Consider the following 23,630-nt stretch of genomic DNA (forward strand, 5'->3'; position numbering starts at 1 on the left):
TGAGGGCTCAAAATTTTTCAGAATAACTTTTCAACTTACACAGTTAGTGAGATACGACCAAAAGGTTTAAAATCAAAAATAGATGGTATAGAAATATATAGTATTGATGGACGTTTGGTTCAAAAATTTAACACTTCTTTAGAAAAATACGCCATTTCGAATCAACCAGCAGGAGCTTATTTAATCAAAATTAACAGCAACAATAAGATATCTGTTAATCAGTTAATTAAAAAATAACACCATAACTAATATATATTGTTTAGCCTCGAATCTATCGAGGCTCTTTTATTTATCATAATATTAAAAAATCTTAAAAACAAGATTTTTTATCTTCAAAACTAAACAAAGGAATCGTTTTTGCGTTCAATTTAATACCAAAACAAATAAAAAATCTACCCAAGAATTTAAAGTCGATATAAAGACTGCAAAAAATGAGAGATTATGAAGAGATATTATGGCCCTTTGCTTGGTTTTTATACCGTATTTTTATTATATATGATGTTTTATGGATGTGGTCGCCTACCAGGACCCGTTGGTTACCTACAATTACATCCATTCCGAACGATAAATATGTTTTTTTCGTCTAACGTTGCTGCCCAACATTTTGCAGTAAATATCATAGGAAACATTGTGGTTTTCATGCCATTTGGGTGGTTAGGTTTATTATCACAAAAATTTTTTTCGTTTCCAAAACTTCTAATTGGTTTTCCTATTGCTATTTCAATAATCGAATTAACACAATACTGGTCACATCGAGGAACAGCCGATATTGATGATCTTTTCCTGAATACTGTTGGGATGATACTTGGTTACTTATTTTACAGTTTGGTAAAATACTTCTATGAAGATTGGATGTTCGAAAGAGAATCTACGATAGAATACGCTTAGTTTTTAGACATTGCGCGTGATAAAACACCCAATTTGTAAAAATCTAAAATACGAAGGTGAGCATTTCCCATATTTAATCGTGTTTTTAAAAAAGGTTCCAAAAGATAAAAGCTTAGATTAAAAATTCCTTGCAATCTATAATCTCGAACCTTTTTATAAGCTTTTGTCAGTTTAAGATCCGAAACTTTATCTTTAGTTTTGACATCTTTCAGAATTAAAGCTAGACTTTCTGCAGCTTCTGACGCTTTTCCTGTAAAAACCTGATTAGTTTCGATATCGTTATTAAAAATAGGATTATCGATATGTTGAATTTTGACACCAGCGGCTTTTAATTCCATTGCAAAAAGCAGATCTTCGTAGCCATAATTTTTTAGTTTTTCATCAAATCTAAAATCTTTAAATACTGATTTTTTAATAACAAAATTATTGGTTTGAAATCCTAGATAAGGTTTGTGACGTCGTTTTTTTAAACTTAAATTTTCTCTTTTTTGCGCGTAATTCCAGCGAAGTTGATATTTTTTTTCAGGAATATGAGAATCTACCACTCGCCCACCGTAAATAACATCAGAATGATTTGCATTTATATCTTCAAGATAATCACTGATAAAATTTGGGGAAATTATTTTACCATCGCAATCTAAGAACAGAAGATAATCACCTTTCGCCAAATCTAAAAACGAATTTCTAATAGCAGATCGCCCAATATTATTTTCAAGAATATTAAATTGATCTACACTCGAATTAGCTTTTGAATTTATCTTTTGAAATTCAACAGCGGATGCATCATCTAACAGCAAAATTTCAGCATCAAGATTCTTGGTTTCAATCTCATTTTTAAGTGACGAAACTAAAGCATTAACATCAAAATTATAGATCGGTATACAAATCGAAAGCTTCATATTTTATCCAAAATCTGTTGAACATGAAGTTCTTCCAAACAAGCGTAATCACCTCGATAACATTCTTTATCTCCAAAAACAGAGCATGGTCGACACGTCAAATCTTTAACCTGAACAACATCATCCAAAGATTGTCCATAACCTAAAAATCCAGCATAATGATGAGTTGCCCCCCAAATAGAAACGCAGCGCGTCCCCATAAGACTCGCCAAATGCATGTTGGCAGAATCCATACAAATCATAAGTTTCAGCCTAGCAATAAGGTCCAATTCTTCTTTTAAAGGCAATTTACCCGCAAGACTTTGCGTGTTCGGGATTTCTGTTTCCCAGCGTAGTAGAATTTCGGATTCCTCTTTTCCTCCTCCAAAAAAATAAACTTTATCGCGCTTTGCAAGATGCTTGACAAGTTCGTAAGATTTTTCAATTGGCAGCATTTTCCCTTTGTGTTGTGCAAAAGGCGCAAACCCAATACCTTGTCTATTTGACACTCGACTACGTAACTCCTGAGACAACTCCAGTTGATAGCCCATACTTCTGAGAATATCAGCGTAGCGCTCAACGGTTCTTTTGAGTTGGATTTTATCAAGATTCCAAACATCGGTTAAATGTTCCTTTTCTTCTTTTCCTTTATCAATTTTAAAAACCTTGTAACCATGACGTTTTGCGATTGAATCAATTAATTTAGTTCTAATAACATCATGAAAATCTGCGACGTAATCGGGCTTGTAAAGTTTTAAAATTTCACGTCCCAACCTACGAATCCCGATAAGTCCTTTATATTGGTCAAAATCAACCCCATGAAATTTAAGATTCGGGACATCATCAAATAAATCAGCAAAGTTTTTACGGCTAACGAAAATGACTTCCACATCTTTATTCTGCTCTAGAAATTCTCTAAAAACAGGAACAGTCATCGCCACATCACCGAATGCCGAGAATCGATATGCTAGGATTCTTTTCACTTTTTGAGTTGATAAGCGACTGCGTAAAATTTAATTTGTTTGGTCATCGCCATCAAGCCATTAGCTCTAGAAGGTGACAAAAATTCTTGAAGACCGATTTCAGAAATAAAATCAAAATCAGAGTCCATTATTTCTTGAGTTGAATGTCCGCTGTAGATGCTCACCAACATCGACACAATTCCTTTAGGAAGAATCCCATCAGAATCTGCATCGAAATATAGTTTTCCATCTTCAAAACGTGCATCAATCCACACCTTTGACTGACAACCTTTGATAAGGTTTTCGTCAGTTTTTTTATCTTCAGAAATTGGTTTCAAAGATTTTCCAAGGTCTATAATATACTCATACTTATCTTCCCAGTCGCCCAAAAAAGCGAACTCATCGACCAATTCTTGTTGTTTTTCTTTAATAGTCATTTTCAAAAATTATTTGATAGACTGCGTAATATTAACAATCACTTTAACGGCAGCTTCCATATTTTCTATCGGAATAAATTCGTAAGGTCCGTGGAAATAGTGTCCTCCTGCAAAAATATTAGGACAAGGCAATCCCATATATGACAATTGTGCACCATCTGTGCCACCGCGAATAGCCTTAATTTTTGGTGCAACACCCGCATCTTTCATCGCTTGTTCTGCAATATCGATGATGTACATTTTGCCCTCGAACTGCTTTTTCATGTTAAGGTATTGAGGCTTAATTTCCAAAGTTGCTGTATTCGCGCCATATTTAGCATTAATTTCAGCTACTTTATCAGCCATTAATTGTTTACGCGCTTCAAACTTTGCATCATCATGATCACGAATAATATATTGCAATTTGGCTTCAGCTACATCACCTGTAAAATCTGTTAAATGGAAAAAACCATCAAAACCTTTAGTCGTTGCCGGCGTTTCGTTAGCTGGAAGTGATTGAATAAACTCCGAAGCCACCAAACCCGCATTTAGCATTTTTCCGAAAGAATAACCTGGATGCACAGAAACACCTGTAAATTTAATAACAGCTCCTGCTGCATTAAAGTTCTCGTACTCCAACTCGCCAATTTCACCACCATCCATTGTGTAAGCCCATTCGGCACCAAATTTTTCTACATTAAATTTGTGCGCGCCACGACCGATTTCTTCATCTGGATTAAATCCTACCGAGATGCGACCATGCTTAACTTCTGGATGCGCCATAAGATACTCAGCAGCAGTAACAATTTCTGCAATACCAGCTTTATCATCAGCACTTAATAAAGTCGTACCGTCTGTTGTAATAATTGTTTGACCAATATATTTTTTAAGATCTGTAAATTTTTCAGGTGATAAAACAAAACCTGTTTCTTTATTTAATAACAAATCTTTTCCGTCATAGTTTTCCCAAATTTGAGGTTTAACATCAACGCCATTAAAGTCTGGCGTACTGTCATAATGCGCAATGAAACCAACTTGCGGAACTGTCACATCAATATTTGAAGGAATAAATCCGAAAACATAACCATGCTCATCCATGCTAACATCTTCCAAACCTAGCTCTTGTAACTCGTTAAAAAGATATTTCGCCATGTCCCATTGTTGTGGTGTTGACGGCGTCGTATCGCTTTCTGGATCACTTGTTGAAAATATTTTAACATATGTAATAAATCGATCGACCAATTTTTTTCGCCAATCTGATGTAAAATCTATTGCTATCATCCTTTTTGGGTATATTAAAGCAAAGTTATATATTTATGCATGGAATGGCAAATGCAAACAGGCTTTTCTAAATAGAGATTTTCTATAGAATTTCTAATTTAAAAAGACAAAAAACGCATTACCATCTAAGAATTTGGTTGATTAAAAATCCTTATTGTGAAAAAACTGTTTTTAACAGAATGTCCAAGAGACGCTATGCAAGGCTGGGGCGAGTTTATCCCTACCGAAAAAAAAATAAATTATATTAATTCTTTAATGGAAGTTGGCTTCGACGTGTTAGATTGTGCCAGCTTTGTTAATCCTCGTACGATGCCGCAAATGGCAGATTCGGGGACGGTGGTTGATGAAATCGACAAATCGCTTTCAAATACAAAACTTTCAGTTATCGTTGCTAATCTTCGTGGTGCAGAAAAAGCATTAGAACACGATAAAGTTGACATTCTGGGATTTCCGTTTTCTATTTCGGAGACCTTCCAACATCGTAATACCAATAAAAGTCGAGAAGTTGCTTTCGAAGAGATTCTTCAAATTTTTGAATTGACAAAAAAAGAAGGTCGCCAACTTAATCTATATTTTTCGATGGCTTTTGGAAATCCGTATGGTGAAAACTGGTCTTGGGAGGATGTAGATTTTTGGGCAAAACGCTTTGACGAAGTTGGGATTAAAGAAATTCTTTTGTCTGATACCACAGGCGTTGGCGATGTGGACAGGATAAGTTTGTTATTTAATAAAATCCCTTTAAAATATCCAAATATTAACTTTGGAGCGCATCTACATAATCGTTACGAAGATTCTTATAAGAAACTAAAAGCCGCTTACGACCAAGGTTGTACTCGATTTGACAGCGCTATTAAAGGCATTGGCGGTTGTCCAATGGCGAAAGATGATTTGGTAGGAAATATGCCAACAGAACAGGTTTTTAATTTTATGGCTGTTGAAAAAATCGATATTCATCAAAATATGTTGAATTTCGAAAGTGCTTACAATAAAGCGAAAGATATATTTCATTTTTAATAAATCTGAAAAATATCAGCCAATATTGTTATTTAATTTGTAAACATTTTATTAAATTTATAAACAATAAAAATCGAAAACTATGACTTCAAAAACTACTTATTTAGGTGACAATGCCATGGAATCTTTACACAACGATTCTGGCAACACAATGCATATTGTAATCCCACAAGATGCTTTTAATAAAAGAGAAAACTTCTCTCCTACCGATCTTTTTGCAACATCTTTAGCACAAAGTATTTTTGCTGCAATTAGCGTGTTAGGAAAAGATAGAAACATCGATATTTCGGGAGCAACTTGCGAACTGAAAAAGACAATGTACTTCCAACCAAGAAGAATTGGAGAAATCTTCTGTGTTTTCAAATTTCCACATGCTTATACTGCTGAAGAAAAACAATTTATAGAAGATACGGCGCATAATTCCCCAGTATATCTGAGCCTAAACCCAGATATTAAGGTGATTATGATGTTTGAATATCAAGATTAGTTATAACATTCCGAGCTCGAAGCGTGCTTCTTCGCTCATCATATCCTTTGTCCATGTAGGTTCGAAAGTAAGGTTGATTTTTGCAGAATTAACTCCATCCACAGATTTAACTTTTTCTTCAACTTCCATGGGCAAAGATTCTGCCACAGGACAATTGGGCGACGTCAACGTCATTACCACAACAACATCTCCATCATCCGAAATCTGCACATCATACACTAATCCTAACTCATAAATATCAACCGGAATTTCCGGATCGAAGATCGTTTTTAATTCTCTAATGATATTATCGCCAATGTCTGCAATTTGCTCGTCTGTATATTTCATTTTAGTCTAAACGTTTAACAATATCTTCCTGACGCATACGTCTAAAAATATTGCACAAAGTTAAGACATCTTTTTCACAATATTTAACTATTCTTAATAAGTCTTTGTCTTGGTAATAAACTTGAGCAACCTGTGAACCATCGATATCGTCTTTTGAGGTAGGAATCTTGAAAATATGCGCCAACAATTCTAAAGAAACGTAAGACTTCCAATCGCCAAATTTCCACAGCTCCATCGTGTCAAGATGCGGAATTTCCCACGGTTTTTTACCAAACATTTGGAAAACATTAGGAGGATTAATTCCGTTTATTAAAAGACGCCTTGCAATGTATGGAAAGTCAAATTCCTTCCCGTTATGAGCACAAAGAATAACGTCACGAAGTCTTGGACTGTTGAAAATCTCACAGAATTCTAAAAGTAATTCCTTTTCATTATCACCATAAAATGATTTTATTTTGAGCTGATCATGACCGTCTATCATCCCAATTGAAATACAGATTATCTTCCCAAATTCTGCCATAATACCAGCTCTTTCTTCGAAGAAAATGTCTGATGGCACATCTTCTTTACGTTGAGATTTGGTTTTCTTATCCCAAAGATATTGCGTTTGTTCGTCTAAGTCGCTCCATGCTTCTGATTGAGGAACTGTCTCAATATCAAGAAACATTATTTTTTCAATCGGTATATTTTTAATCATGATTGTGAATTTCATTCTAATTTAAATAAAAAAAGAAACCCGACAAAATAGCCGGGTTTCAAATTCTAAATAACAATATCTCTTAGAAAGGATATTCGTAAATCTCTGATTCGTGGAAGAATGGGTTACCAGTTGGCATTAGTTTTAATTTAGTTAATGCAGTAAATACTACGAAAACAAATAAACCTACAACTGCCGCAAACGATCCAACTGTTAATAATAATGTCGGAAGGTTATTCCAATAAGGACCAACTGTTCCTGGCATTACCATGTTGAAATAGTCTAACCAGTGACCGAAAATTACAATAACTGCCATAGTAGTAACTACTTTATAGTTACGTTTGATGCTACTACTTACTAAGATTAACAAAGGAAGTAGGAAGTTAACGATCAACATTGGTAAGAATGTTGGTGCGTAATACTCGAATCTACCAAAGAAGTAATTAACCTCTTCTGGTACGTTCGCATACCAATAAAGCATGAATTGACAAAACCATAAGTACGTCCAAAGCATACTTGTCGCAAATAAAAACTTACCTAAATCGTGTAAGTGGTTATCGTTAAATTGAGGATAAAATCCTTTTTTCTTTAAATAAACTGCTACCAAGATAATTGCTGCTACAGCAGTTGATAAACAACTAACCATAGAATACCAAATATACAATGTAGAATACCAGTGTGGGTCAATTGACATTAACCAATCCCAAGCCCATGCTGCAGAAGCAAAACCAAAGAACGCAATATAACCAACACTCCAGTTATACAAGCTAGCATATACTTTTCTATCGCCATTGGTATCATCCACTTTTTTAGAAACTTGCTTAAGCTTCCAAGCGAAGAAACTAGCGCCAATCACATAGATAAATGTTCTAACAACATAGAAAGGTACATTCAAGAATTTACTTTTTTCGTAAATAATGACGTCAAAGTTAGGGTCTTTAGGATCTGTTAAAGATGGATCCATCCAGTGGAACAAATGTCCCATGTGGAATGCATTTAATAATACTATGATTAAAAGAATTGCGCCTCCATAAGGGATGAAAGAAGCAACAGCTTCCATAACTCTTGTTACAATAATTGACCAACCTGCGTGTGCAGCATGCTGAATACTATAGAAGAATAAAGCAGCACAACTAACACCAAATAAAAACACAGCAGCAACATGTAAAGCAGCCAAAGGTTGATTACCAACTTGCATTTTTGAATGTTCTAAATGTGCAGCGTGATCTTGAGGACCTACCAACTCGCTAGAGTGTGTTGGGTTATCGTGACCTCCTGAATGAACAGCCTCCATCCAGTGGGTAATTGTAGTATCGTCAATTCCTTTATTCAAAGCAAAACCTGCAGCAAATAACACTAATCCTACAACAATCAGTATAATGGAATATAATCTTAACTTAGGTGAAAAACTATACATTTCTTACTTCTATTTTTTAGTGTTAGTATTATTCTCTTCAGTAGCTGGTTTGTCATCAGCTTTCGGTGCTGCATCCGTTGCAGGAGCTGCCGCTGGTACTGCACCAACTTTAAAAGCGTTCATAACATACATTGCTACTCTCCATCGGTCACCTGGATTAAGTTGTCCTGCATAAGATCCCATCGCATTTCTACCATGTGATAGAACATAATGTACAGATCCTACAGTAATTTCTCTATCCTTATAATTTGGTACACCAGAGTAAGCGCCACTTTGTACAATTGGTCCTTGACCATCACCACCTGTACCATGACAAGCAGCACAAGTATGATCAAATAAAATTTTACCTCTTTCTAAATCTTTTTCAAGATTTTTTGGGTTAAGTGGAGATGCTGTTAAAGTCTTAGACTTATCATAACCAGCATTGTATTCGTCAACGTTTTTAGGATTTCCCTCTTCGTCGATAACGCCATCTTTGTTTTGAGAAACTGTACCATCTACTGGAGATAATCCTGTTGCTCCTGCATTAGCAGCAAACAAAGGAATTTCGTTTTCGTGTTTAGAATAAGCATCTTCAGCTTTCATCAAAGGATCGTACGCTACTGGAAAATACATATCCGGGAAATAAACCAAAGGTGGATTCTCTTTACTACAAGAAGTTAAAAGAACACTTGCAAAGCCTAAAACAGCTGTAATTTTAATAATATTCTTGTTCATCTTAAGCATCTTTAACAGTTATTTCTTCAACACCAGTATCTACAAGAATCTGTTTGATTGTTTCAACATCGTCAGATACAAACTCCATAAGGAATTTATCGTCCGTAGTTCTTGGATCTGGATTCTGAGGTTTTGCCCCTGGATACATTTTATTTCTAACTAAGTAAGTTAATGACATCAAGTGCGCTGCACAGAATACCATTAATTCGAACATAGGTACCACAAAAGCTGGCATGTTATGTCCCCAATCGAATGATGGTTTACCACCAATATTTTGAGGCCAATCGTGTATCATCGTGTAGTATGTCACTAAAGCACCAATTGAAACACCATAAACACCATAAAAGAAAGCAGCATCAGAAATTCTAGTTTTCTTAAGACCCAAAGCTTTGTCTAGTCCGTGTACAGGAAAAGGTGTGTAAACTTCGTTAATCTTGATACCTTTATCGTTGAAGGCTTTAACGCCGTGCATTAAATCATCGTCGTCGCCGTAAAGTCCGTAAATAATTTTAGTGGTGCTCATCTCCTTCTTTTGCTTTATAAGTTTCACCTGAAATTTTCAAAATACTCTTCAATTCAGCCTGTGCAATTACAGGGAATGTTCTAGCATATAATAAGAACAATACTGAGAAGAATCCTATTGTACCAAGGTATACACCCACGTCAATAATTGTTGGCATAAACATCGTCCAAGATGATGGTAAGTAGTCTCTTGATAAGTTAATAACAATGATATCAAAACGCTCAAACCACATACCGATGTTAATGATTAATGCAATGATAAATGTTGCAAAAATGTTAGTTCTAACTTTCTTGAACCAGAATGCTGCAGGAACTACCAAGTTACAGATAATCAATGCCCAGAATGCCCACCAGTAAGGACCAGTTGCAGCACCAGGAGATAGATATACGAAATCTTCGAATCTTGAACCTGAATACCAAGCGATAAAATATTCACAAGCGTAAGCTACAGTTACCATACCACCAGTTAGGATGATTACAATGTTCATAATCTCGATGTGGTACATTGTGATATAGTCTTCTAAGTGACAAACTTTTCTTGCTACTAACAATAACGTCTGCACCATCGCAAAACCTGAGAAGATCGCCCCAGCAACGAAGTACGGAGGATAGATTGTCGAGTGCCAACCTTTGATAACCGAAGTTGCGAAGTCAAATGATACCGTCGTGTGTACTGAGAATACAAGCGGCGTTGCTAAACCTGCAAGAACCAAAGAAAGTTCTTCGAATCTTTGCCAGTGTTTTGCTTTACCACCCCATCCGAAAGCAAGAATAGTATAAATTTTCTTGTTGAACGGTGTTTTAGCTCTATCTCTAATCATTGCAAAGTCAGGAATAAGTCCCATGAACCAGAACACTACTGATACTGAGAAATATGTTGAGATTGCAAATACGTCCCAAAGTAGAGGTGAGTTAAAGTTAGTCCAAAGAGATCCGAATTGGTTTGGTAAAGGGAAAACCCAATAACCTACCCAAACGCGACCCATGTGGATAACTGGGAAAATCGCTGCCTGACATACCGCGAAAATTGTCATCGCTTCTGCAGAACGGTTAACCGACATTCTCCATCTTTGTCTAAATAATAATAGTACGGCAGAGATTAGTGTACCGGCGTGACCAATACCAACCCACCATACGAAGTTGGTAATATCCCAACCCCAGTTAATAGTTCTATTCAATCCCCATGCACCAATACCAGTCCCAATTGTATACGCGATACAACCGAATCCGTAGATGAAAAGTACTAATGCTGCGTATAGTGATGCCCACCATAATTTACCTGCACGTTCCTCGATAGGTCTTGCGATATCTTCTGTAATATCGTGATAAGTCTTATGACCAATAATTAAAGGTTCCCTTATCGGAGCTTCGTAATGTCCTGACATTTTTTACCTATTTATTATTTAAACGTTGTTTTCTTTTCTATTTCTAATTTTTGCATGGTAGAAGACGTTTGGTTTAGTACCAATCTCTTCAAGCAAAGTATATTTTCTCTTGTCGCCGAATAATGCTCTAACCTCAGAGTTAACATCGTTCATATCTCCGAACTTCATTGCTCCTGTAGAACAAGCTTTAGAACAAGCCGTTTGGAATTCTCCATCAACAACTCTTCTGCCTTCTTTTTTAGCTTCAAGAATAACATTCTGTGTCATTTGGATACACATAGAACATTTTTCCATAACCCCTCTTGTTCTTACAACAACATCAGGATTAAGAACCATTCTACCTAAATCATTATTTTGATTAAAATCAAACTTATCGTTAAGGTTATATGTAAACCAGTTGAAACGTCTTACTTTATAAGGACAGTTGTTAGCACAATATCTAGTACCAATACATCTGTTGTAAGCCATTTGGTTTTGACCTTGCTTACCGTGTGATGTTGCCGCAACTGGACAAACAGTTTCACAAGGTGCATGGTTACAATGTTGACACATTACCGGTTGGAAGATCACATCTGGATTTTCGCTAGGCTCGATCAACATGCTATACATTCCTGGTACGTCTAGTCCACCATCAACAGCTTCTTGTTGAGATAACTTACCATCTGGTTTAACAGTATCGAATTCTTTAGGAAGTTTCGAAGTGTAGTAACGGTCAATTCTTAACCAATACATATCACGAGACATTCTTACTTCTTCTTTACCAACAACTGGTACGTTGTTTTCTGCTTGACAAGCAATAACACAAGCACCACAACCAGTACAAGAGTTAAGGTCTACAGAAAGGTTAAAGTGTGGTCCATCAGTATCATCGAAAGAATCCCAAAGGTCAATTTTACCAATTGGTAAAGCACCTCCGATAGTATGCATTTCTAATGGTTTGTTCCACTCGTTAACATCACCTAAGAATTCTGTAATTGTAGCTTCTTTAGCAATTTCATAACGTCCCATTAGGGTATTCTGAAGCTGCATTCCTGCAAACTCATGCTTATCGCCAGTTATCTTAATACTTACGTTAGAAAGTACTGTATTAGATCCATCAAATAAAGGATAAGCATTAACACCCGTTTCTGCTACTTTACCAGAATCTTTTTTACCATAACCCAAAGCTAAACCTAAAGATCCTTCAGCTTGACCTGGCTGGATGAACACTGGTACGTTTTTAAGTTCTTTACCGTTAACTGTTAAGTCAACAACAGAACCGTCTAACTGCATTCTTCCGTTAAGTTCGTTTTCAATTTTTAAACGCTCCGCATCTTTTGGAGAAATCGTTAAGTAATTATCCCAAGATAATCTCGTAATTGGATCTGGTAACTCTTGCAACCAAGGGTTGTTAGCTTGTGTACCATCACCGATAGCTGTGTTAAGATATAATTGAAGTTCTAAATCTGAAGCTTTGAAAGCATTTAATTCAGAAATAGCTTGTGCAGCATTACCACCAGCGTAAGACAAAGAAGATCCTACAGCCGCAGCAGTAAAGCCGTTATATAAAGCTTTGTTAAATGAAGTTCCACCTAGAAGTGAAGCTGCACTTGCTTTAAGATAAGTATAAAAATCGTTAGCTGGGCTTCCTTTTCCGTTGATCCAAACCAATAGAGATTCTTCAATCTGTCTTGACTTGTAGATCTTTTGGATTGTTGGTTGCATTAATGAATAAGAACCAGTTTCAGGAGCGATATCACCCCAAGATTCTAACCAATGTGCAACAGGAATAATAGCTTTTGAAGCTTTGAAAACTTCATTCTTCTTGTCAACAACAGCAACTGTGCAAGTTACTTTTGACATTGCAGATTTGAAAGCTTCCCCGTTAGCGCTTGTAGAAATAGGGTTAACGTTGTTCGTAATTAATACACCAACTTGATTTGCGTTCATCGAAGCTACTAACTCATTGAATTTAGCACCATCAAAATCTTTAAGCATGTTAGCTTTACCTGTGAAAGCAACAGAACCTAATTTTTGGTTTATTAAATGTGCTAAAACATAAGCTGCTTTAGAACCATCAGCAAATACAACAGCTTTTGATCCTTTAGCTTGAAGTTCTTTAACGATTTCTTGTGCAACTTTATCATTAGTTCCACCGTTAAGACCGTTATATACTTCAACCAAAGTTTTGTTAACAGCACTTGGTTTTAATCTAATTCTCGAATCCGCATTAGCCCCAGTTAAAGACATGTTAGACTCCACTTGGATATGTCTTAACATAGTAGCACCTGGCTTGCGAGCTTCAGCATAAGAAATTTCTAAACTTCCTGCGTTGTAATCTGCTAAGAAATCTGCACGGAAAGAAACTACTAATTCTGATTTTGATAAATCATAAACTGGTAAAGCTCTTTGTCCGAACACTTCTACAGCAGCATCCAATGCAGCTGCGTGAGGATAAGCCTCATAAGTTACTAACTCCGCAGATGGATATTTTGCTTTAAACTCTCCAAACAATTTTTTGAAAGTTGGACTTGGCAAAGTGTGTGATAATAAAACAATTTTCTTACCAGCCGCTTGCGCATCATTAAGACCTTTGATAACGTAGTCATCTACTTTATCGAAAGACTCATCAGCACCATTTAGTTTAGGTTGCTTTAGTTTGTCATTATCATATAAAGACAAAACGCTCGCTTGTGCTCTTGCATTTGTTTTACCTAAACTTCCAGCAGTTGGATTTGGTTCAATCTTGATAGGACGACCTTCTCTAGTTTTCACTAAAACGCTAGCGAAATCGAATCCATCAAAATATGACGATGCATAATAATTAGGAATACCAGGAATGATGTCATGCGGCTTAACCACATAAGGAATTGTCTTAATAACTGGCGCTTCACAAGCTGCAAGTGTTACTGCAGCAGTCGAGAAACCTAAAAGCTTTAGGAAGTCCCTTCTGGAAGTCCCAGAATTATTCATTTTTTCCGCATCTCCTAAGAATTCATCTACTGGAATTTCATTCTGAAACTCCTTTTGAGCCAACTTCGCATTAAGCGATTGGTCTTTTAGTTCGTGAATACTTCTGAATTGTATTTTATTTGAAGCCATTGATACTTCTAATTTTTGTTATTAATAATGACATTTACCACACTCTAGACCACCGATAGCATCTACAGTAATTTTAGCACCTTCGCCGTATTGTTTTTTCAACTTGTCGTGAAGATTCTTGAAATACTCTTGGTTGTAACCGTTAGTCATGTCAACTTCTGTTGTTCTGTGACATTCTATACACCATCCCATTGTAAAGTCGTTAGCCATTTGTACTACATTCATAGTATCAACTTTACCGTGACAAGCTTTACAAACTACATCAATTTGATTGTTAGGATTTTTCTTGTTGAATGACGAGATAATCGCCTTCTCACCAGCTACAACGTGTTGTGAGTGGTTGAAGTAAACGAAATCTGGCATATTGTGGATTCTTGTCCATTCGATTGGAGAAGTTTTTCCTGTATACTGTTGTTTAGCAGGATCCCAACCAGCAGCAGCATAAATCTTTTGGATTTCTCCATCGTAGAATGCTTTATCTTTTCCTGGTTCCATGTAGTTACCGTTGTACTCAGAAATAGATCTGTGACAGTTCATACATACATTAACTGAAGGAATTTCAGAAACCTTACCATACTTCGCGCCTGAGTGACAAAGCTGACAGTCGATTTTATTTTCTCCAGCGTGGATCTTGTGAGAAAAATGGATAGGTTGCTCAGGTTTATAACCTTTGTAAACCCCAATCCACATTAATGAATTCCAAACACCGTACAATGCTAATACCGCAAGAATAGCGATAACACCTTTACCTACGAAGCTGTATTTCTTATAAAGTTCTGAGAAACTATTAACTCTAGTAGAATTAAGATCTGTTAACTCAGGCGTTTGTTGCAATTTAACTAATTGTCTGATTTTCACTAATAACCAAAGTAATAAACCAGCAATAACAACAAATGCTGCTAAAATCGCTTGAGAATTAAGTTGACTATCTTTTGATTGTTGAACGTTAGCAGAAGCATCTGTTGCAGTTGCAGCAGCATCAGCTTTAGGTTCTTCTTTTGGCGGATCTGTCGTATAAGCTAGGATATCGTCGATATCCTGATCTGACAAATTCGGGAATTGCAACATTTCCACCTTGTTGAAATCTTCGTAGATCTTGTTAGCATACTTATCGCCCGATGCTCTAAGCGCCTTATTATCCTTAATCCACTTGTGCAACCATTCCGTTTCCAAACCTTGCTCCTTTTTAATCCTGTCAACGACACCGCCCAAAGCAGGTCCAATCATCTGCTTGTCCAAGGCATGACAAGCCGTACAATTGGCTTTGAAAAGATCTTGGCCTTTCTTTGGATCTCCTTGTGCATGAATAGAAGCGCTAGTCGATAGCAACAAACCTATTGCTATCAAACTCTTTTTATAATGCTTTCTCCAACTAATCATTTAATTAATCTTGGGTTAGTAAAATATATTGATTATACATTCAATTAGGCAAAAATAAGACTTTAACATAAATTTATGAGAATCTTATATCTGCTTTTTCTCACTTGTTAATAATTTATAATACTTCTAAATAAGAAAGTTTGGCATTTTTTTTATTTATACTAAATTTGCTAAAAATAAAATAAATGAAAATCCTTTCTAAAGCACTACTTATTTTCATCTTTGTAATTTCATATAAGGCTACTGCTCAACTCGTTGTTAAAACCGACACCATTTCTGGAACACCTGTAAGCATGACTATGGATTCAAGAATTGACAATCTTATCAGCAAACAAGAAGAGTCTTGTGCACGTCCAAAAGGTGGATCATACTCTTCCGATTCCGAAATGATAAAGCAACCAACAAAAATTTTGGTACCAAGTAGAGAGTTAACGCAAGCCGAGATATGTCGCCAAAATCCAAAAATTATGGGTTACAAAATCCAAGTGGCGGTTGTTAAAAGCAATGAAGAAGCTCGAACAATTGGCGCGGATTTCAGAAAAAATTTCCCTTCTTTAAAAGTTGAAATTGATGCTTCTCTTCGTCCAAACTATAAAATATTAGCTGGAAGTTATTTTAATAAGCAAAGTGCTTCTAGCGATTTAAAACGTGTTAAAGCTACTTACGGATCTGCAACAACCGTTCAATACAGAATCTTCTGTGTCGAAGCAAAGTAAAAATTAACTTAATATAAAATAAAAGTCCGAAACAAAAACTTCGGACTTTTTTATTTGTAATAAACATTTAAAAATTCAATAAACTCATCGAGTCTAATGAAATTATTAATGCCAAGATAAACTGTTATCAATACTAAACTTGTTGTTAAACTACTTATTAAAATCGAGTTTTTACGGTATGCAAAAAATAACCAACCAATAAGTAATGGAAAAACGAACACAAAATGTCCACCGTAGATGTAAGATGTATGTAGACCAAATTTCAGAACACAGTGTATCACAACATCGATAAACAATGACCAAAATAAAATCTGTACCAATCGATTTTTAAAATTTTTAACAAAACTCCAAATCACAAACGCCACAATCAAACCAACAACCAGATAAGACCAAAAACTGGAATAAACATCCATAAAAATGGCTTTATATTCGAAGCCTTTTTTGTTGTGATAATCTCGCAAAACGAAAGACGGGAACAACATATTACCTCCAAAAAACCAAGAATAAATCATATCCCAAAGCGGCGTCACCTTCGGATTCGAAAACTTATCATATTGTTCTTCAGTTTTAATAAAGAAATTCTGAATGTTAAAATTAATTCTGTTTAAAAATAATAAAGCAAAAACCGCCACAGAAACTAATACTTTAGAAATTTCGAGACCGATTTTTTTCCAGTTCCAATATAATTTGGGTTGAAAAAGCATTGGTAAATAAACTTTAACAATATTCGTAATCGTTAATCCACCAACTGTAACACCAAAAAATGTAACAGCTCCAAAAGATAAAGTCTTGTCAGCTTGATATTGTTTTGCTACATAATAATTAAACAAACAAAGCAAAAATAATGTGTAAGTATAATTCTCGGGCGTGAAGGACAATAAAATATTAGTCGTAAAAAGTCCAAAAAAGGTAACAATTAAAAGACTTAACCAAAGTGGAAGTTTAATAATGTTTTGTAAATACTTAAAAACCTGAACGATAGATAAACTCACAATAAAACTTGAACAAAGTGCTAAGACAATTCGGAAATCAGCATTCATTTTTCCATCAGTAATCCAAAGTGCAAATTCGCGGATCCAATTAAAAAAATAATTGGAAAGCGGATGTCTCTCAAAGCCTCCGCCAGTCATGACAATTGCGCGATTATCAAAACTAAAATAAGCATCCCACGGAATACGATCATCAAAAACAATCCTGAAATTCTTAGCAATAGAATATGCAAAACTCGAATAACATGTTAATGCAGCTGCGAAAACAATCCACTCCCATTTTTTGGATGGAAAAACAAGTTTCAGAATATTGATAAAATAAGTCTTAATCTTCAATTGAAAAATTTTTGCAAAAATAAGAATCGTAGCAAAACAAAGCGATTAAATAGCAAAGGCCTTTCAGAATTTTGAGCTTTGAAAGTCCTCACATATTTAAAAATTCTACGAACTACACGACAATTGCGAACAGCCGTAGATCATATTATACTTTTGGGGACGTTTTTGGTTAAGGCTTTCGTCAACTTTTTGATAAGGATTTTTTAAAGCTTTTAAAAGTATATCAAATTTAGTTTGGTCGTCGTTTTCCAAATCCTGAATCGCTTCGTACAACAAATAATTTCTTAATATAAATTGCGGATTATTTTTTAACATCAATTGCTGTGCTTCTGCTTTTGAAAATTTATTTTGCGATAGACGCTCTTGATAAGATTGTAAAAACAAATTAATCCTTTCTAAATCTTCTGTTTTTGGAACGGAATAAAACGTTGAAATAAACTTCTGAGCATCAAGATTTTCTTCCAAAATTTTATCAGTCAAAACATTAAAAAATAAAGTGTAATCTAACTTAAGATCTTGCATCATTTGTTGCCAAGTCGTAAAAAATTGATCATCATTTTTTAATAAAGCATCGAAACCGAATTTCTTACAAAGCATCTCGTCATGAAGTTTCCAGAAATTAGAAGCATAATCTTCCAAAATCGTTTGCAAAGCTTTTTCATCTTTAATCACAGGAAATAAAGAATTGGCCAATTGTAAGAGATTCCAATGTGCAATTTGGGCTTGCTTTCCAAAAGCATAACGTTTCCCAGGCAAATCGGTTGTATTTGGTGTAAACTCCAAATCGTATTCGTCCATCATTGAATATGGACCGTAATCGATTGTTAAACCCAGAATCGACATATTATCGGTATTCATCACACCATGCACAAAACCAACACGATACCATTCGATAATCATTTTGGCAGTACGATCGGCAATGGCTTTAAAGAAATCTAAGTTTTTTGTTTCGGAGTGGCTATCAACCTCATCAAAATAGTTTTCGATTGCAAAGTCAATTAGTTTTTGCAACGTGTCAAATTCTTTGCGCGCAGCCAACAATTCGAAGTGCCCAAATCTTAAAAAAGACTCTGCAACGCGAAGCACTGCAGCGCCTTGCTCTTGTTTGGAATGGCCATCATAAGCAATATCTCGCGTTACCAACTCGCCGGTTTTAACCAAACTTAAAGCTCTGGTTGTTGGAACACCAAGATGAAACATCGCTTCACTCATTAAAAACTCTCGAACCGACGACCGCAAAACGGCACGTCCATCAGCAAAACGCGAATATGGAGTTGCACCAACACCTTTCCATTGTAATTCGAAACTTTGATTATTTTCATTCTTGATTTCACCAGCAAAAATTGCACGTCCATCGCCCAATTGTCCCGCCCAATTCCCAAACTGATGACCTGCATAAGCAGTTGCATAAGTTTCGATAGTTTCGGGTAAATTTTGCGCCGCCAAAAAATCTAAATCTTGATTTAGATTGCCAAGACCAATTTCTTGACTTAACTCTTCATTAAAAGCAATGAGTTCAATTTTATTAAATTCGGCAGGAAGCACTTTTGCGAAAATAAATCCTGGTGTTTGTCTTTGATGTAGATCTCCAGAAAAATCTCCTGGAAAAGAGTCAACAAAATTATGTGTAATATTTTTAATATTCATTGTCAAAAAAAGCCCACAAATTGTGGGCTTCGGAATTTATTTATTAAAATCTATATCGTCAGTCTTATTAACTTTTTCATTAATATTCTCTTCCTTTTTAGGTCCAGAATTAGTATGATTAGTTGGCGGTGGTGTTGGATTTTTGATTTCATCCATTGTCCTTAATCCGCCTTCGTCACCATAACCACCACCAAGTCCGCTAAGGTCAGAACAGCTTCCTGTCCAATCGCTTGGTTTTATAAATTTATCTTCTGGTGAGATATTTAATGTTTTATCTGCGTATACTTTTTTCATAAAAATTGCCCAGATCGGTAATGCCATTTTCGCACCTTGACCTTCGCCAGTACTTCTAAAGTGCGTTGCACGGTCTTCCCAGCCCACCCAAACACCAGTCGCTAATTTAGGAGCAATCCCCATAAACCAACCATCGGAGTTTTTCTGAGTTGTACCAGTTTTACCAGCAATTTCAGCAGCTTGTACACCTCGACGTTTAAGCTCTCCCGAAGCCGTACCAAATTCGGTTACACCTTTCATTAAGTCAATCATCGTATAAGCATACATCTCGTTCATGACTTCTTTAACGAGAGGTTTTACTTCTTTAATCACGCGTCCGTTGGCATCTTCAATACGCCAAATCATCTCTGGCTTGGTATAGTTACCGAAGTTTGCGAATGTACTATAAGCTCCCAACATTTCGTAAATCGTAATATCCGAAGTACCTAATGCCATTGGTAAACTTGTATCAATAGGATCTGTAACTCCGAGATCTCTAGCTGTTTGGATAACATTCTTTGTTCCTACCATCTCAGCAAGACGAATTGCCACAGGGTTCTTAGAATAAGCAATTGCATTTTTAAGTGTTAACATACCTCCAGAGCCAGGTACAGACCAATTTCCCTTTGTAAATGTACCGTTCGATACTTGAGAACATGGCGTCATCCCAAGATGCATAATCGCCGTTGCATAAACGAAGGGTTTAAAGGTCGAACCTACTTGACGTTTACCTTGTTTAACGTGATCATATTGGAAATGTTGCCAATTGATACCACCTACCCACGCTTTGATATCACCTGTTTGCGGATCCATCGACATCAATCCAGCTTGTGCAATTTGTTTATGATAACGGATAGAATCCCATGGCGTCATCTCAACTTCTTCTTCACCATTCCAAGTGAAACGCGTCATTTTAGTTGGCGTTTTGAAATCCATCATAATAGAATCTTCTGGCATGCCTTCAGCTTTCATTTGCTTGTAACGACCAGTTCTTCTAACGGCGGACATCATCAATTCATCAATCTGTTTCTTACTCAAATTATAATAAGGACGATTAGAGTTGTATTTCATCTCGTTATCGAAATTCTTCTGCAGAGAAGTCAAGTGTTCTTTAATAGCTTCCTCGGCATATTTTTGCATTTTAGAATCTAGAGTAACATAAATTTTTAAACCGTTTTTATAAAGGTTAAGTTCTTTACCAGTTTGCTTTTCGTATTCTGTAAGATATTGTTGAATCTCTTTTCTTAAATAAAATTTATAGTAAGCAGAGTAATCTTCTTCAACCTTTTCAACAGGAGAAAAAGTTACAGTTACTGGCTCATCAATAGCTTTATCATAAGTCTGTTGATCAAGATAACCAGTGTCCAACATTTGCTTAAGTACAACATTACGTCTTTCTTTAGCTCTTTCTGGCTTACGGTAAGGATTATTTTTACGTGGATTTTCCAACATTGCCACAAATGTTGCAGCTTCTGGAAGCGTTAAATCTTTAGTTGATTTATTGAAATAAACCTTAGAAGCCATTTCAACACCTTTTGCATTAAACAAAAAATCAAACTTGTTAAAATACAAAGTGATGATTTCTTCCTTGGTATATCGTTTTTCTAAACTTACTGCAACACACCATTCTTTCAACTTTTGGAACGCACGTTGAAACTTATTTTGAGAAGCTTGACCAGTGAATAACAACTTCGCTAACTGTTGAGAAATCGTAGAACCTCCACCTCTATCGCCACCGAAATAAACAGCTCTCGCAATCGACTTTAAGTCAATACCAGAGTGCTCCTTAAAACGTTCATCCTCTTTTGCTTGTAACGCGTACACCAAATAAGGCGGTAACTGTTTGTAAGTAACCGGAATAGTTTTTTCTTTTTCGAACTTACCAAGAAGCTGATTGTCAGAAGAATAAATCTCCGATGCAACATAGATATCTGGATTGTCCAAATCCTTAACATCTGGCATATCGCCGACAAATCCTTGTGAAACAGCAAAAAACAATCCCGAAATTCCAAGAATTACTGCTATTAATCCTAGCCAAATAAATTTAATCCATCTTTTAATACCAGAAGATGTTTTTTTCTTCTTTGGTGGTAATGGAAATCCACTGGCAGGTTTTGATTTTTTATTGTCTTCCATATATTATTTATGGCTTTACATTTACAATTTTAACGCCCAAATCTTCAATCCCTGGCAGATTATCTTTTCGCATCGCTTGTATTACGCCAATGCTAAATTGACCATCTTTCGGGAATTTGAAATCTGATTTGTATTGAAACAATATCTCTTTAGTATCTCCAAATCCGCTTCCAAGCCATTGACCATTAGGTTTTGCAAGGACATAATTGAGCGTATCTTTCGACAAAACTTTTTTCTTGTCATCTAGAATTGTACCAATTAATCGCAGATTACTATAAGGATAGCTGTCATTGTTTCTAACAACAAATATAATATTTTTCGGATTTTGATGATCTTTCACCTCAAAAGTTAATTCTTGGATTTTATTTTTATTCCAAGAACCAGCCAAAGATTGCATACTAACAACCTCATTGGCATCATTACAACTAATACAAAATAGTCCCAAAACAAAGACTCCTAAAAACTTACACATTGTTCCCATTATTGGAATTAGGATTAGAATTTGGTTTTTTATGAAACTTCTTTTTATTGTTAAAAGGTTTTTTAGCCTTTGGCATCTCCGAATTCTTGTTAGCTTCCGCAGAAACTTCAACTTTCTTCACCTCTTTTCTTACTTCTTTCTGCGCATTTCCATTTTGGTTATTTTGACCATTTTGGTTAGGCTTAGAAGCGTTTCGGTTTTGGTTTTGTCCCGAGGTGCTACGTTCTCTTCTTTCGCGATTATTCTTCGGTCGATCACTGTTATTTTGATCATTAGAACTACGATCTTTATTACGATTTCGAGGATTCTTTTTATTATTTGGACGCGATTTCTTTTCAAAACGATCTAGGCTACTTTCTTGGATTAAATCCACATTAGCAACTGGCGCGTTTTGAGCCTTGAAATCTTCCAAAGCCGGCGATGGTTTTCCTTCTTGGTTAACAGAAATCATCATCTTCACATCAGAAATATCAATATCATACCAAGCCATAGAATTTTCTACGTAAGCAAACCACATTTTTCTTTTAAAAACGTCGATTTTAATACAGAAAGCTTTTCCTTTTTCGGTATTTAAAACAGTATTGGTCGCCGGAAAATCGCGCAATGTGTCCATATAACTTTCCAATTCGTAGTTAAGACAACATTTAAGCTTTCCACATTGACCTGCCAATTTTTGAGGATTGATACTCAGTTGCTGATAACGCGCTGCATTGGTATTAACAGATCTAAAATCTGTCAACCAAGTCGAACAACAAAGTTCTCTACCACATGATCCAATACCACCAACTTTCGCTGACTCTTGACGGAAACCAATCTGCTTCATGTCAATTTTTGTACGGAAAGCGCCCGCATATTCTTTAATCAACTGACGAAAATCGACGCGAGAATCGGCTGTGTAATAAAAAGTGATTTTGGAACCATCACCTTGGTATTCTACATCTGTAATTTTCATCGCTAGACCAATTGAATATGCAATTTTTCTAGCCTGAATTTTCACATCGTTTTCCTTTTTGCGAAGTTCTTGCCAAACTTCGATGTCCTTTTGTGTAGCGTGTCGATAAACTTTAAGAAGTCCTTCTGTAGAGATTTTCTTCTTTTTCATCTGGATTTTCACTAATTCTCCAGTTAAACTAACTACGCCAATATCGTGACCGGGATTCGCTTCTAACGTAACGGTGTTACCTGCCGCAAGAGGCAAGTTATTTGTGTTTTTGAAAAAACTTTTTCGATCGTTTTTAAATCTTACTTCTACATATTCGTTAGAAGAAGTGCCTGGGTTTTTGACATCAGACAACCAATCGAAAACATTTAATTTATAGCTATTACCACAAGTATCTACACTGCTACATCCATTCGAGGATTTTGTTCCACATGAATGTCCTGAATCGCCGGATGTCTTACATCCACAACTCATATTAAAATATATTATTCTCGCAAAGTTAACTTTTTTTGATTAAAGTTGTATTGCCGATTTTAGAAATCCTGGTTTTATATTTTATCTAAACTTTTATTAAAAACAATTAATATTTAATAATGATATATTCAATTTATTAACACATCAAAACTTAAAATTAACAAGGTTTGTTATGGTTCGCATTGC

General features: G+C 35.7%; 22 protein-coding genes. 5 read left to right on the plus strand and 17 right to left on the minus strand.

The features are described from left to right. The first annotated feature begins 12 nt into the window (after positions 1–12). Together RT037_RS13905 and RT037_RS10520 are read left to right on the plus strand one after the other, a co-directional pair. Positions 13–237, plus strand: a complete 225-nt coding sequence (locus RT037_RS13905; protein ID WP_409456533.1) for a T9SS type A sorting domain-containing protein — start codon at positions 13–15, stop codon at positions 235–237. A 204-nt stretch (positions 238–441) separates the two neighbouring features. After that, positions 442–888 (plus strand): VanZ family protein, encoded by a 447-nt coding sequence (locus tag RT037_RS10520; RefSeq protein ID WP_312324183.1) that lies wholly within the window; start codon positions 442–444, stop codon positions 886–888. Here the strand turns inward: RT037_RS10520 and RT037_RS10525 are convergent. The 4 genes from RT037_RS10525 to pepT are packed head-to-tail and all read right to left on the minus strand — an operon-like array spanning position 885 to position 4,425. Continuing rightward, a complete protein-coding gene (locus RT037_RS10525) occupies positions 885–1,787 on the minus strand; it encodes a glycosyltransferase (RefSeq protein WP_313030884.1) in 903 nt (300 codons plus the stop codon). The genes RT037_RS10520 and RT037_RS10525 overlap by 4 nt on opposite strands. Beyond that, positions 1,784–2,749, minus strand: coding sequence for a glycosyltransferase family 9 protein (locus RT037_RS10530; RefSeq protein WP_313030887.1), 966 nt, complete (start codon positions 2,747–2,749; stop codon positions 1,784–1,786). Before RT037_RS10530 ends, RT037_RS10525 begins: the two co-directional genes overlap by 4 nt. Continuing rightward, complete coding sequence (locus RT037_RS10535; RefSeq protein WP_313030890.1) at positions 2,746–3,165, minus strand: SufE family protein; 420 nt, start codon at positions 3,163–3,165, stop codon at positions 2,746–2,748. The genes RT037_RS10530 and RT037_RS10535 overlap by 4 nt, the downstream gene beginning before the upstream one ends. A gap of 9 nt (positions 3,166–3,174) precedes the next feature. Continuing rightward, the gene (gene pepT, locus RT037_RS10540) at positions 3,175–4,425 is read right to left on the minus strand and encodes a peptidase T (protein WP_313030893.1); all 1,251 of its coding nucleotides are present in this window, start codon (positions 4,423–4,425) and stop codon (positions 3,175–3,177) included. 165 nt (positions 4,426–4,590) lie between these two features. On the opposite strand from pepT, the gene RT037_RS10545 reads away from it, so the two are divergent. Next, positions 4,591–5,439: a hydroxymethylglutaryl-CoA lyase gene (locus RT037_RS10545; protein WP_312321863.1), complete on the plus strand. Its 849-nt coding sequence runs from the start codon at positions 4,591–4,593 to the stop codon at positions 5,437–5,439. An 82-nt stretch (positions 5,440–5,521) separates the two neighbouring features. Continuing rightward, complete coding sequence (locus tag RT037_RS10550) at positions 5,522–5,926, plus strand: OsmC family protein (RefSeq protein ID WP_312321860.1); 405 nt, start codon at positions 5,522–5,524, stop codon at positions 5,924–5,926. Here RT037_RS10550 and RT037_RS10555 read toward each other — a convergent pair whose 3' ends face one another. The 8 genes from RT037_RS10555 to RT037_RS10590 all read right to left on the minus strand — a co-directional run bounded on the left by RT037_RS10555 (position 5,927) and on the right by RT037_RS10590 (position 15,452). Then, positions 5,927–6,253, minus strand: coding sequence for an SUF system Fe-S cluster assembly protein (locus tag RT037_RS10555; protein ID WP_300675714.1), 327 nt, complete (start codon positions 6,251–6,253; stop codon positions 5,927–5,929). Position 6,254: 1 nt separating this feature from the next. After that, positions 6,255–6,950, minus strand: coding sequence for a 3'-5' exonuclease (locus tag RT037_RS10560; protein WP_312321861.1), 696 nt, complete (start codon positions 6,948–6,950; stop codon positions 6,255–6,257). Positions 6,951–7,032: 82 nt separating this feature from the next. Next, positions 7,033–8,367, minus strand: a complete 1,335-nt coding sequence (locus RT037_RS10565; RefSeq protein ID WP_312321858.1) for a quinol:cytochrome C oxidoreductase — start codon at positions 8,365–8,367, stop codon at positions 7,033–7,035. Positions 8,368–8,376: 9 nt separating this feature from the next. After that, positions 8,377–9,093, minus strand: a complete 717-nt coding sequence (locus RT037_RS10570) for a cytochrome c (RefSeq protein ID WP_312321857.1) — start codon at positions 9,091–9,093, stop codon at positions 8,377–8,379. Beyond that, the gene (locus RT037_RS10575; RefSeq protein WP_079666480.1) at positions 9,086–9,607 is read right to left on the minus strand and encodes a DUF3341 domain-containing protein; all 522 of its coding nucleotides are present in this window, start codon (positions 9,605–9,607) and stop codon (positions 9,086–9,088) included. Before RT037_RS10575 ends, RT037_RS10570 begins: the two co-directional genes overlap by 8 nt. Beyond that, the gene (nrfD, locus tag RT037_RS10580) at positions 9,594–10,991 is read right to left on the minus strand and encodes an NrfD/PsrC family molybdoenzyme membrane anchor subunit (RefSeq protein ID WP_312321855.1); all 1,398 of its coding nucleotides are present in this window, start codon (positions 10,989–10,991) and stop codon (positions 9,594–9,596) included. Before nrfD ends, RT037_RS10575 begins: the two co-directional genes overlap by 14 nt. A gap of 18 nt (positions 10,992–11,009) precedes the next feature. Beyond that, the gene (locus RT037_RS10585) at positions 11,010–14,072 is read right to left on the minus strand and encodes a TAT-variant-translocated molybdopterin oxidoreductase (RefSeq protein ID WP_313030909.1); all 3,063 of its coding nucleotides are present in this window, start codon (positions 14,070–14,072) and stop codon (positions 11,010–11,012) included. 21 nt (positions 14,073–14,093) lie between these two features. After that, on the minus strand, positions 14,094–15,452 hold the full coding sequence (locus RT037_RS10590; RefSeq protein ID WP_313030912.1) for a c-type cytochrome: 1,359 nt from the start codon (positions 15,450–15,452) through the stop codon (positions 14,094–14,096). A 185-nt stretch (positions 15,453–15,637) separates the two neighbouring features. On the opposite strand from RT037_RS10590, the gene RT037_RS10595 reads away from it, so the two are divergent. Then, positions 15,638–16,168 (plus strand): SPOR domain-containing protein, encoded by a 531-nt coding sequence (locus RT037_RS10595; protein WP_313030915.1) that lies wholly within the window; start codon positions 15,638–15,640, stop codon positions 16,166–16,168. A gap of 50 nt (positions 16,169–16,218) precedes the next feature. Here RT037_RS10595 and RT037_RS10600 read toward each other — a convergent pair whose 3' ends face one another. From RT037_RS10600 to RT037_RS10620, 5 genes are all read right to left on the minus strand, one after another. Next, positions 16,219–17,493 (minus strand): DUF6080 domain-containing protein, encoded by a 1,275-nt coding sequence (locus tag RT037_RS10600; protein WP_312321852.1) that lies wholly within the window; start codon positions 17,491–17,493, stop codon positions 16,219–16,221. 105 nt (positions 17,494–17,598) lie between these two features. After that, on the minus strand, positions 17,599–19,140 hold the full coding sequence (locus tag RT037_RS10605; protein ID WP_312321851.1) for a protein adenylyltransferase SelO family protein: 1,542 nt from the start codon (positions 19,138–19,140) through the stop codon (positions 17,599–17,601). 36 nt (positions 19,141–19,176) lie between these two features. Next, positions 19,177–21,549, minus strand: coding sequence for a penicillin-binding protein 1A (locus RT037_RS10610; RefSeq protein ID WP_312321850.1), 2,373 nt, complete (start codon positions 21,547–21,549; stop codon positions 19,177–19,179). Positions 21,550–21,556: 7 nt separating this feature from the next. Continuing rightward, on the minus strand, positions 21,557–22,030 hold the full coding sequence (locus tag RT037_RS10615) for a gliding motility lipoprotein GldH (RefSeq protein WP_313030919.1): 474 nt from the start codon (positions 22,028–22,030) through the stop codon (positions 21,557–21,559). Further along, positions 22,014–23,444, minus strand: a complete 1,431-nt coding sequence (locus RT037_RS10620; RefSeq protein ID WP_313030922.1) for a regulatory iron-sulfur-containing complex subunit RicT — start codon at positions 23,442–23,444, stop codon at positions 22,014–22,016. Before RT037_RS10620 ends, RT037_RS10615 begins: the two co-directional genes overlap by 17 nt. Between the last annotated feature and the right edge of the window lie 186 nt (positions 23,445–23,630).

Origin of the sequence: Soonwooa sp. (genome assembly GCF_032062245.1) — a bacterium.
In the GTDB taxonomy this organism is placed as follows: domain Bacteria; phylum Bacteroidota; class Bacteroidia; order Flavobacteriales; family Weeksellaceae; genus Soonwooa.

What these genes read in the sequence shown, in the direction of transcription:
- RT037_RS10520 (WP_312324183.1), top strand. Translation starts at nt 442, where the DNA reads ATGAAGAGATATTATGGCCCTTTGCTTGGTTTTTATACCGTATTTTTA.
- RT037_RS10525 (WP_313030884.1), bottom strand. Translation starts at nt 1,787, where the DNA reads ATGAAGCTTTCGATTTGTATACCGATCTATAATTTTGATGTTAATGCT.
- RT037_RS10535 (WP_313030890.1), bottom strand. Translation starts at nt 3,165, where the DNA reads ATGACTATTAAAGAAAAACAACAAGAATTGGTCGATGAGTTCGCTTTT.
- pepT (WP_313030893.1), bottom strand. Translation starts at nt 4,425, where the DNA reads ATGATAGCAATAGATTTTACATCAGATTGGCGAAAAAAATTGGTCGAT.
- RT037_RS10550 (WP_312321860.1), top strand. Translation starts at nt 5,522, where the DNA reads ATGACTTCAAAAACTACTTATTTAGGTGACAATGCCATGGAATCTTTA.
- RT037_RS10555 (WP_300675714.1), bottom strand. Translation starts at nt 6,253, where the DNA reads ATGAAATATACAGACGAGCAAATTGCAGACATTGGCGATAATATCATT.
- RT037_RS10560 (WP_312321861.1), bottom strand. Translation starts at nt 6,950, where the DNA reads ATGATTAAAAATATACCGATTGAAAAAATAATGTTTCTTGATATTGAG.
- RT037_RS10565 (WP_312321858.1), bottom strand. Translation starts at nt 8,367, where the DNA reads ATGTATAGTTTTTCACCTAAGTTAAGATTATATTCCATTATACTGATT.
- RT037_RS10570 (WP_312321857.1), bottom strand. Translation starts at nt 9,093, where the DNA reads ATGCTTAAGATGAACAAGAATATTATTAAAATTACAGCTGTTTTAGGC.
- RT037_RS10575 (WP_079666480.1), bottom strand. Translation starts at nt 9,607, where the DNA reads ATGAGCACCACTAAAATTATTTACGGACTTTACGGCGACGACGATGAT.
- nrfD (WP_312321855.1), bottom strand. Translation starts at nt 10,991, where the DNA reads ATGTCAGGACATTACGAAGCTCCGATAAGGGAACCTTTAATTATTGGT.
- RT037_RS10585 (WP_313030909.1), bottom strand. Translation starts at nt 14,072, where the DNA reads ATGGCTTCAAATAAAATACAATTCAGAAGTATTCACGAACTAAAAGAC.
- RT037_RS10590 (WP_313030912.1), bottom strand. Translation starts at nt 15,452, where the DNA reads ATGATTAGTTGGAGAAAGCATTATAAAAAGAGTTTGATAGCAATAGGT.
- RT037_RS10595 (WP_313030915.1), top strand. Translation starts at nt 15,638, where the DNA reads ATGAAAATCCTTTCTAAAGCACTACTTATTTTCATCTTTGTAATTTCA.
- RT037_RS10605 (WP_312321851.1), bottom strand. Translation starts at nt 19,140, where the DNA reads ATGAATATTAAAAATATTACACATAATTTTGTTGACTCTTTTCCAGGA.
- RT037_RS10610 (WP_312321850.1), bottom strand. Translation starts at nt 21,549, where the DNA reads ATGGAAGACAATAAAAAATCAAAACCTGCCAGTGGATTTCCATTACCA.
- RT037_RS10615 (WP_313030919.1), bottom strand. Translation starts at nt 22,030, where the DNA reads ATGGGAACAATGTGTAAGTTTTTAGGAGTCTTTGTTTTGGGACTATTT.
- RT037_RS10620 (WP_313030922.1), bottom strand. Translation starts at nt 23,444, where the DNA reads ATGAGTTGTGGATGTAAGACATCCGGCGATTCAGGACATTCATGTGGA.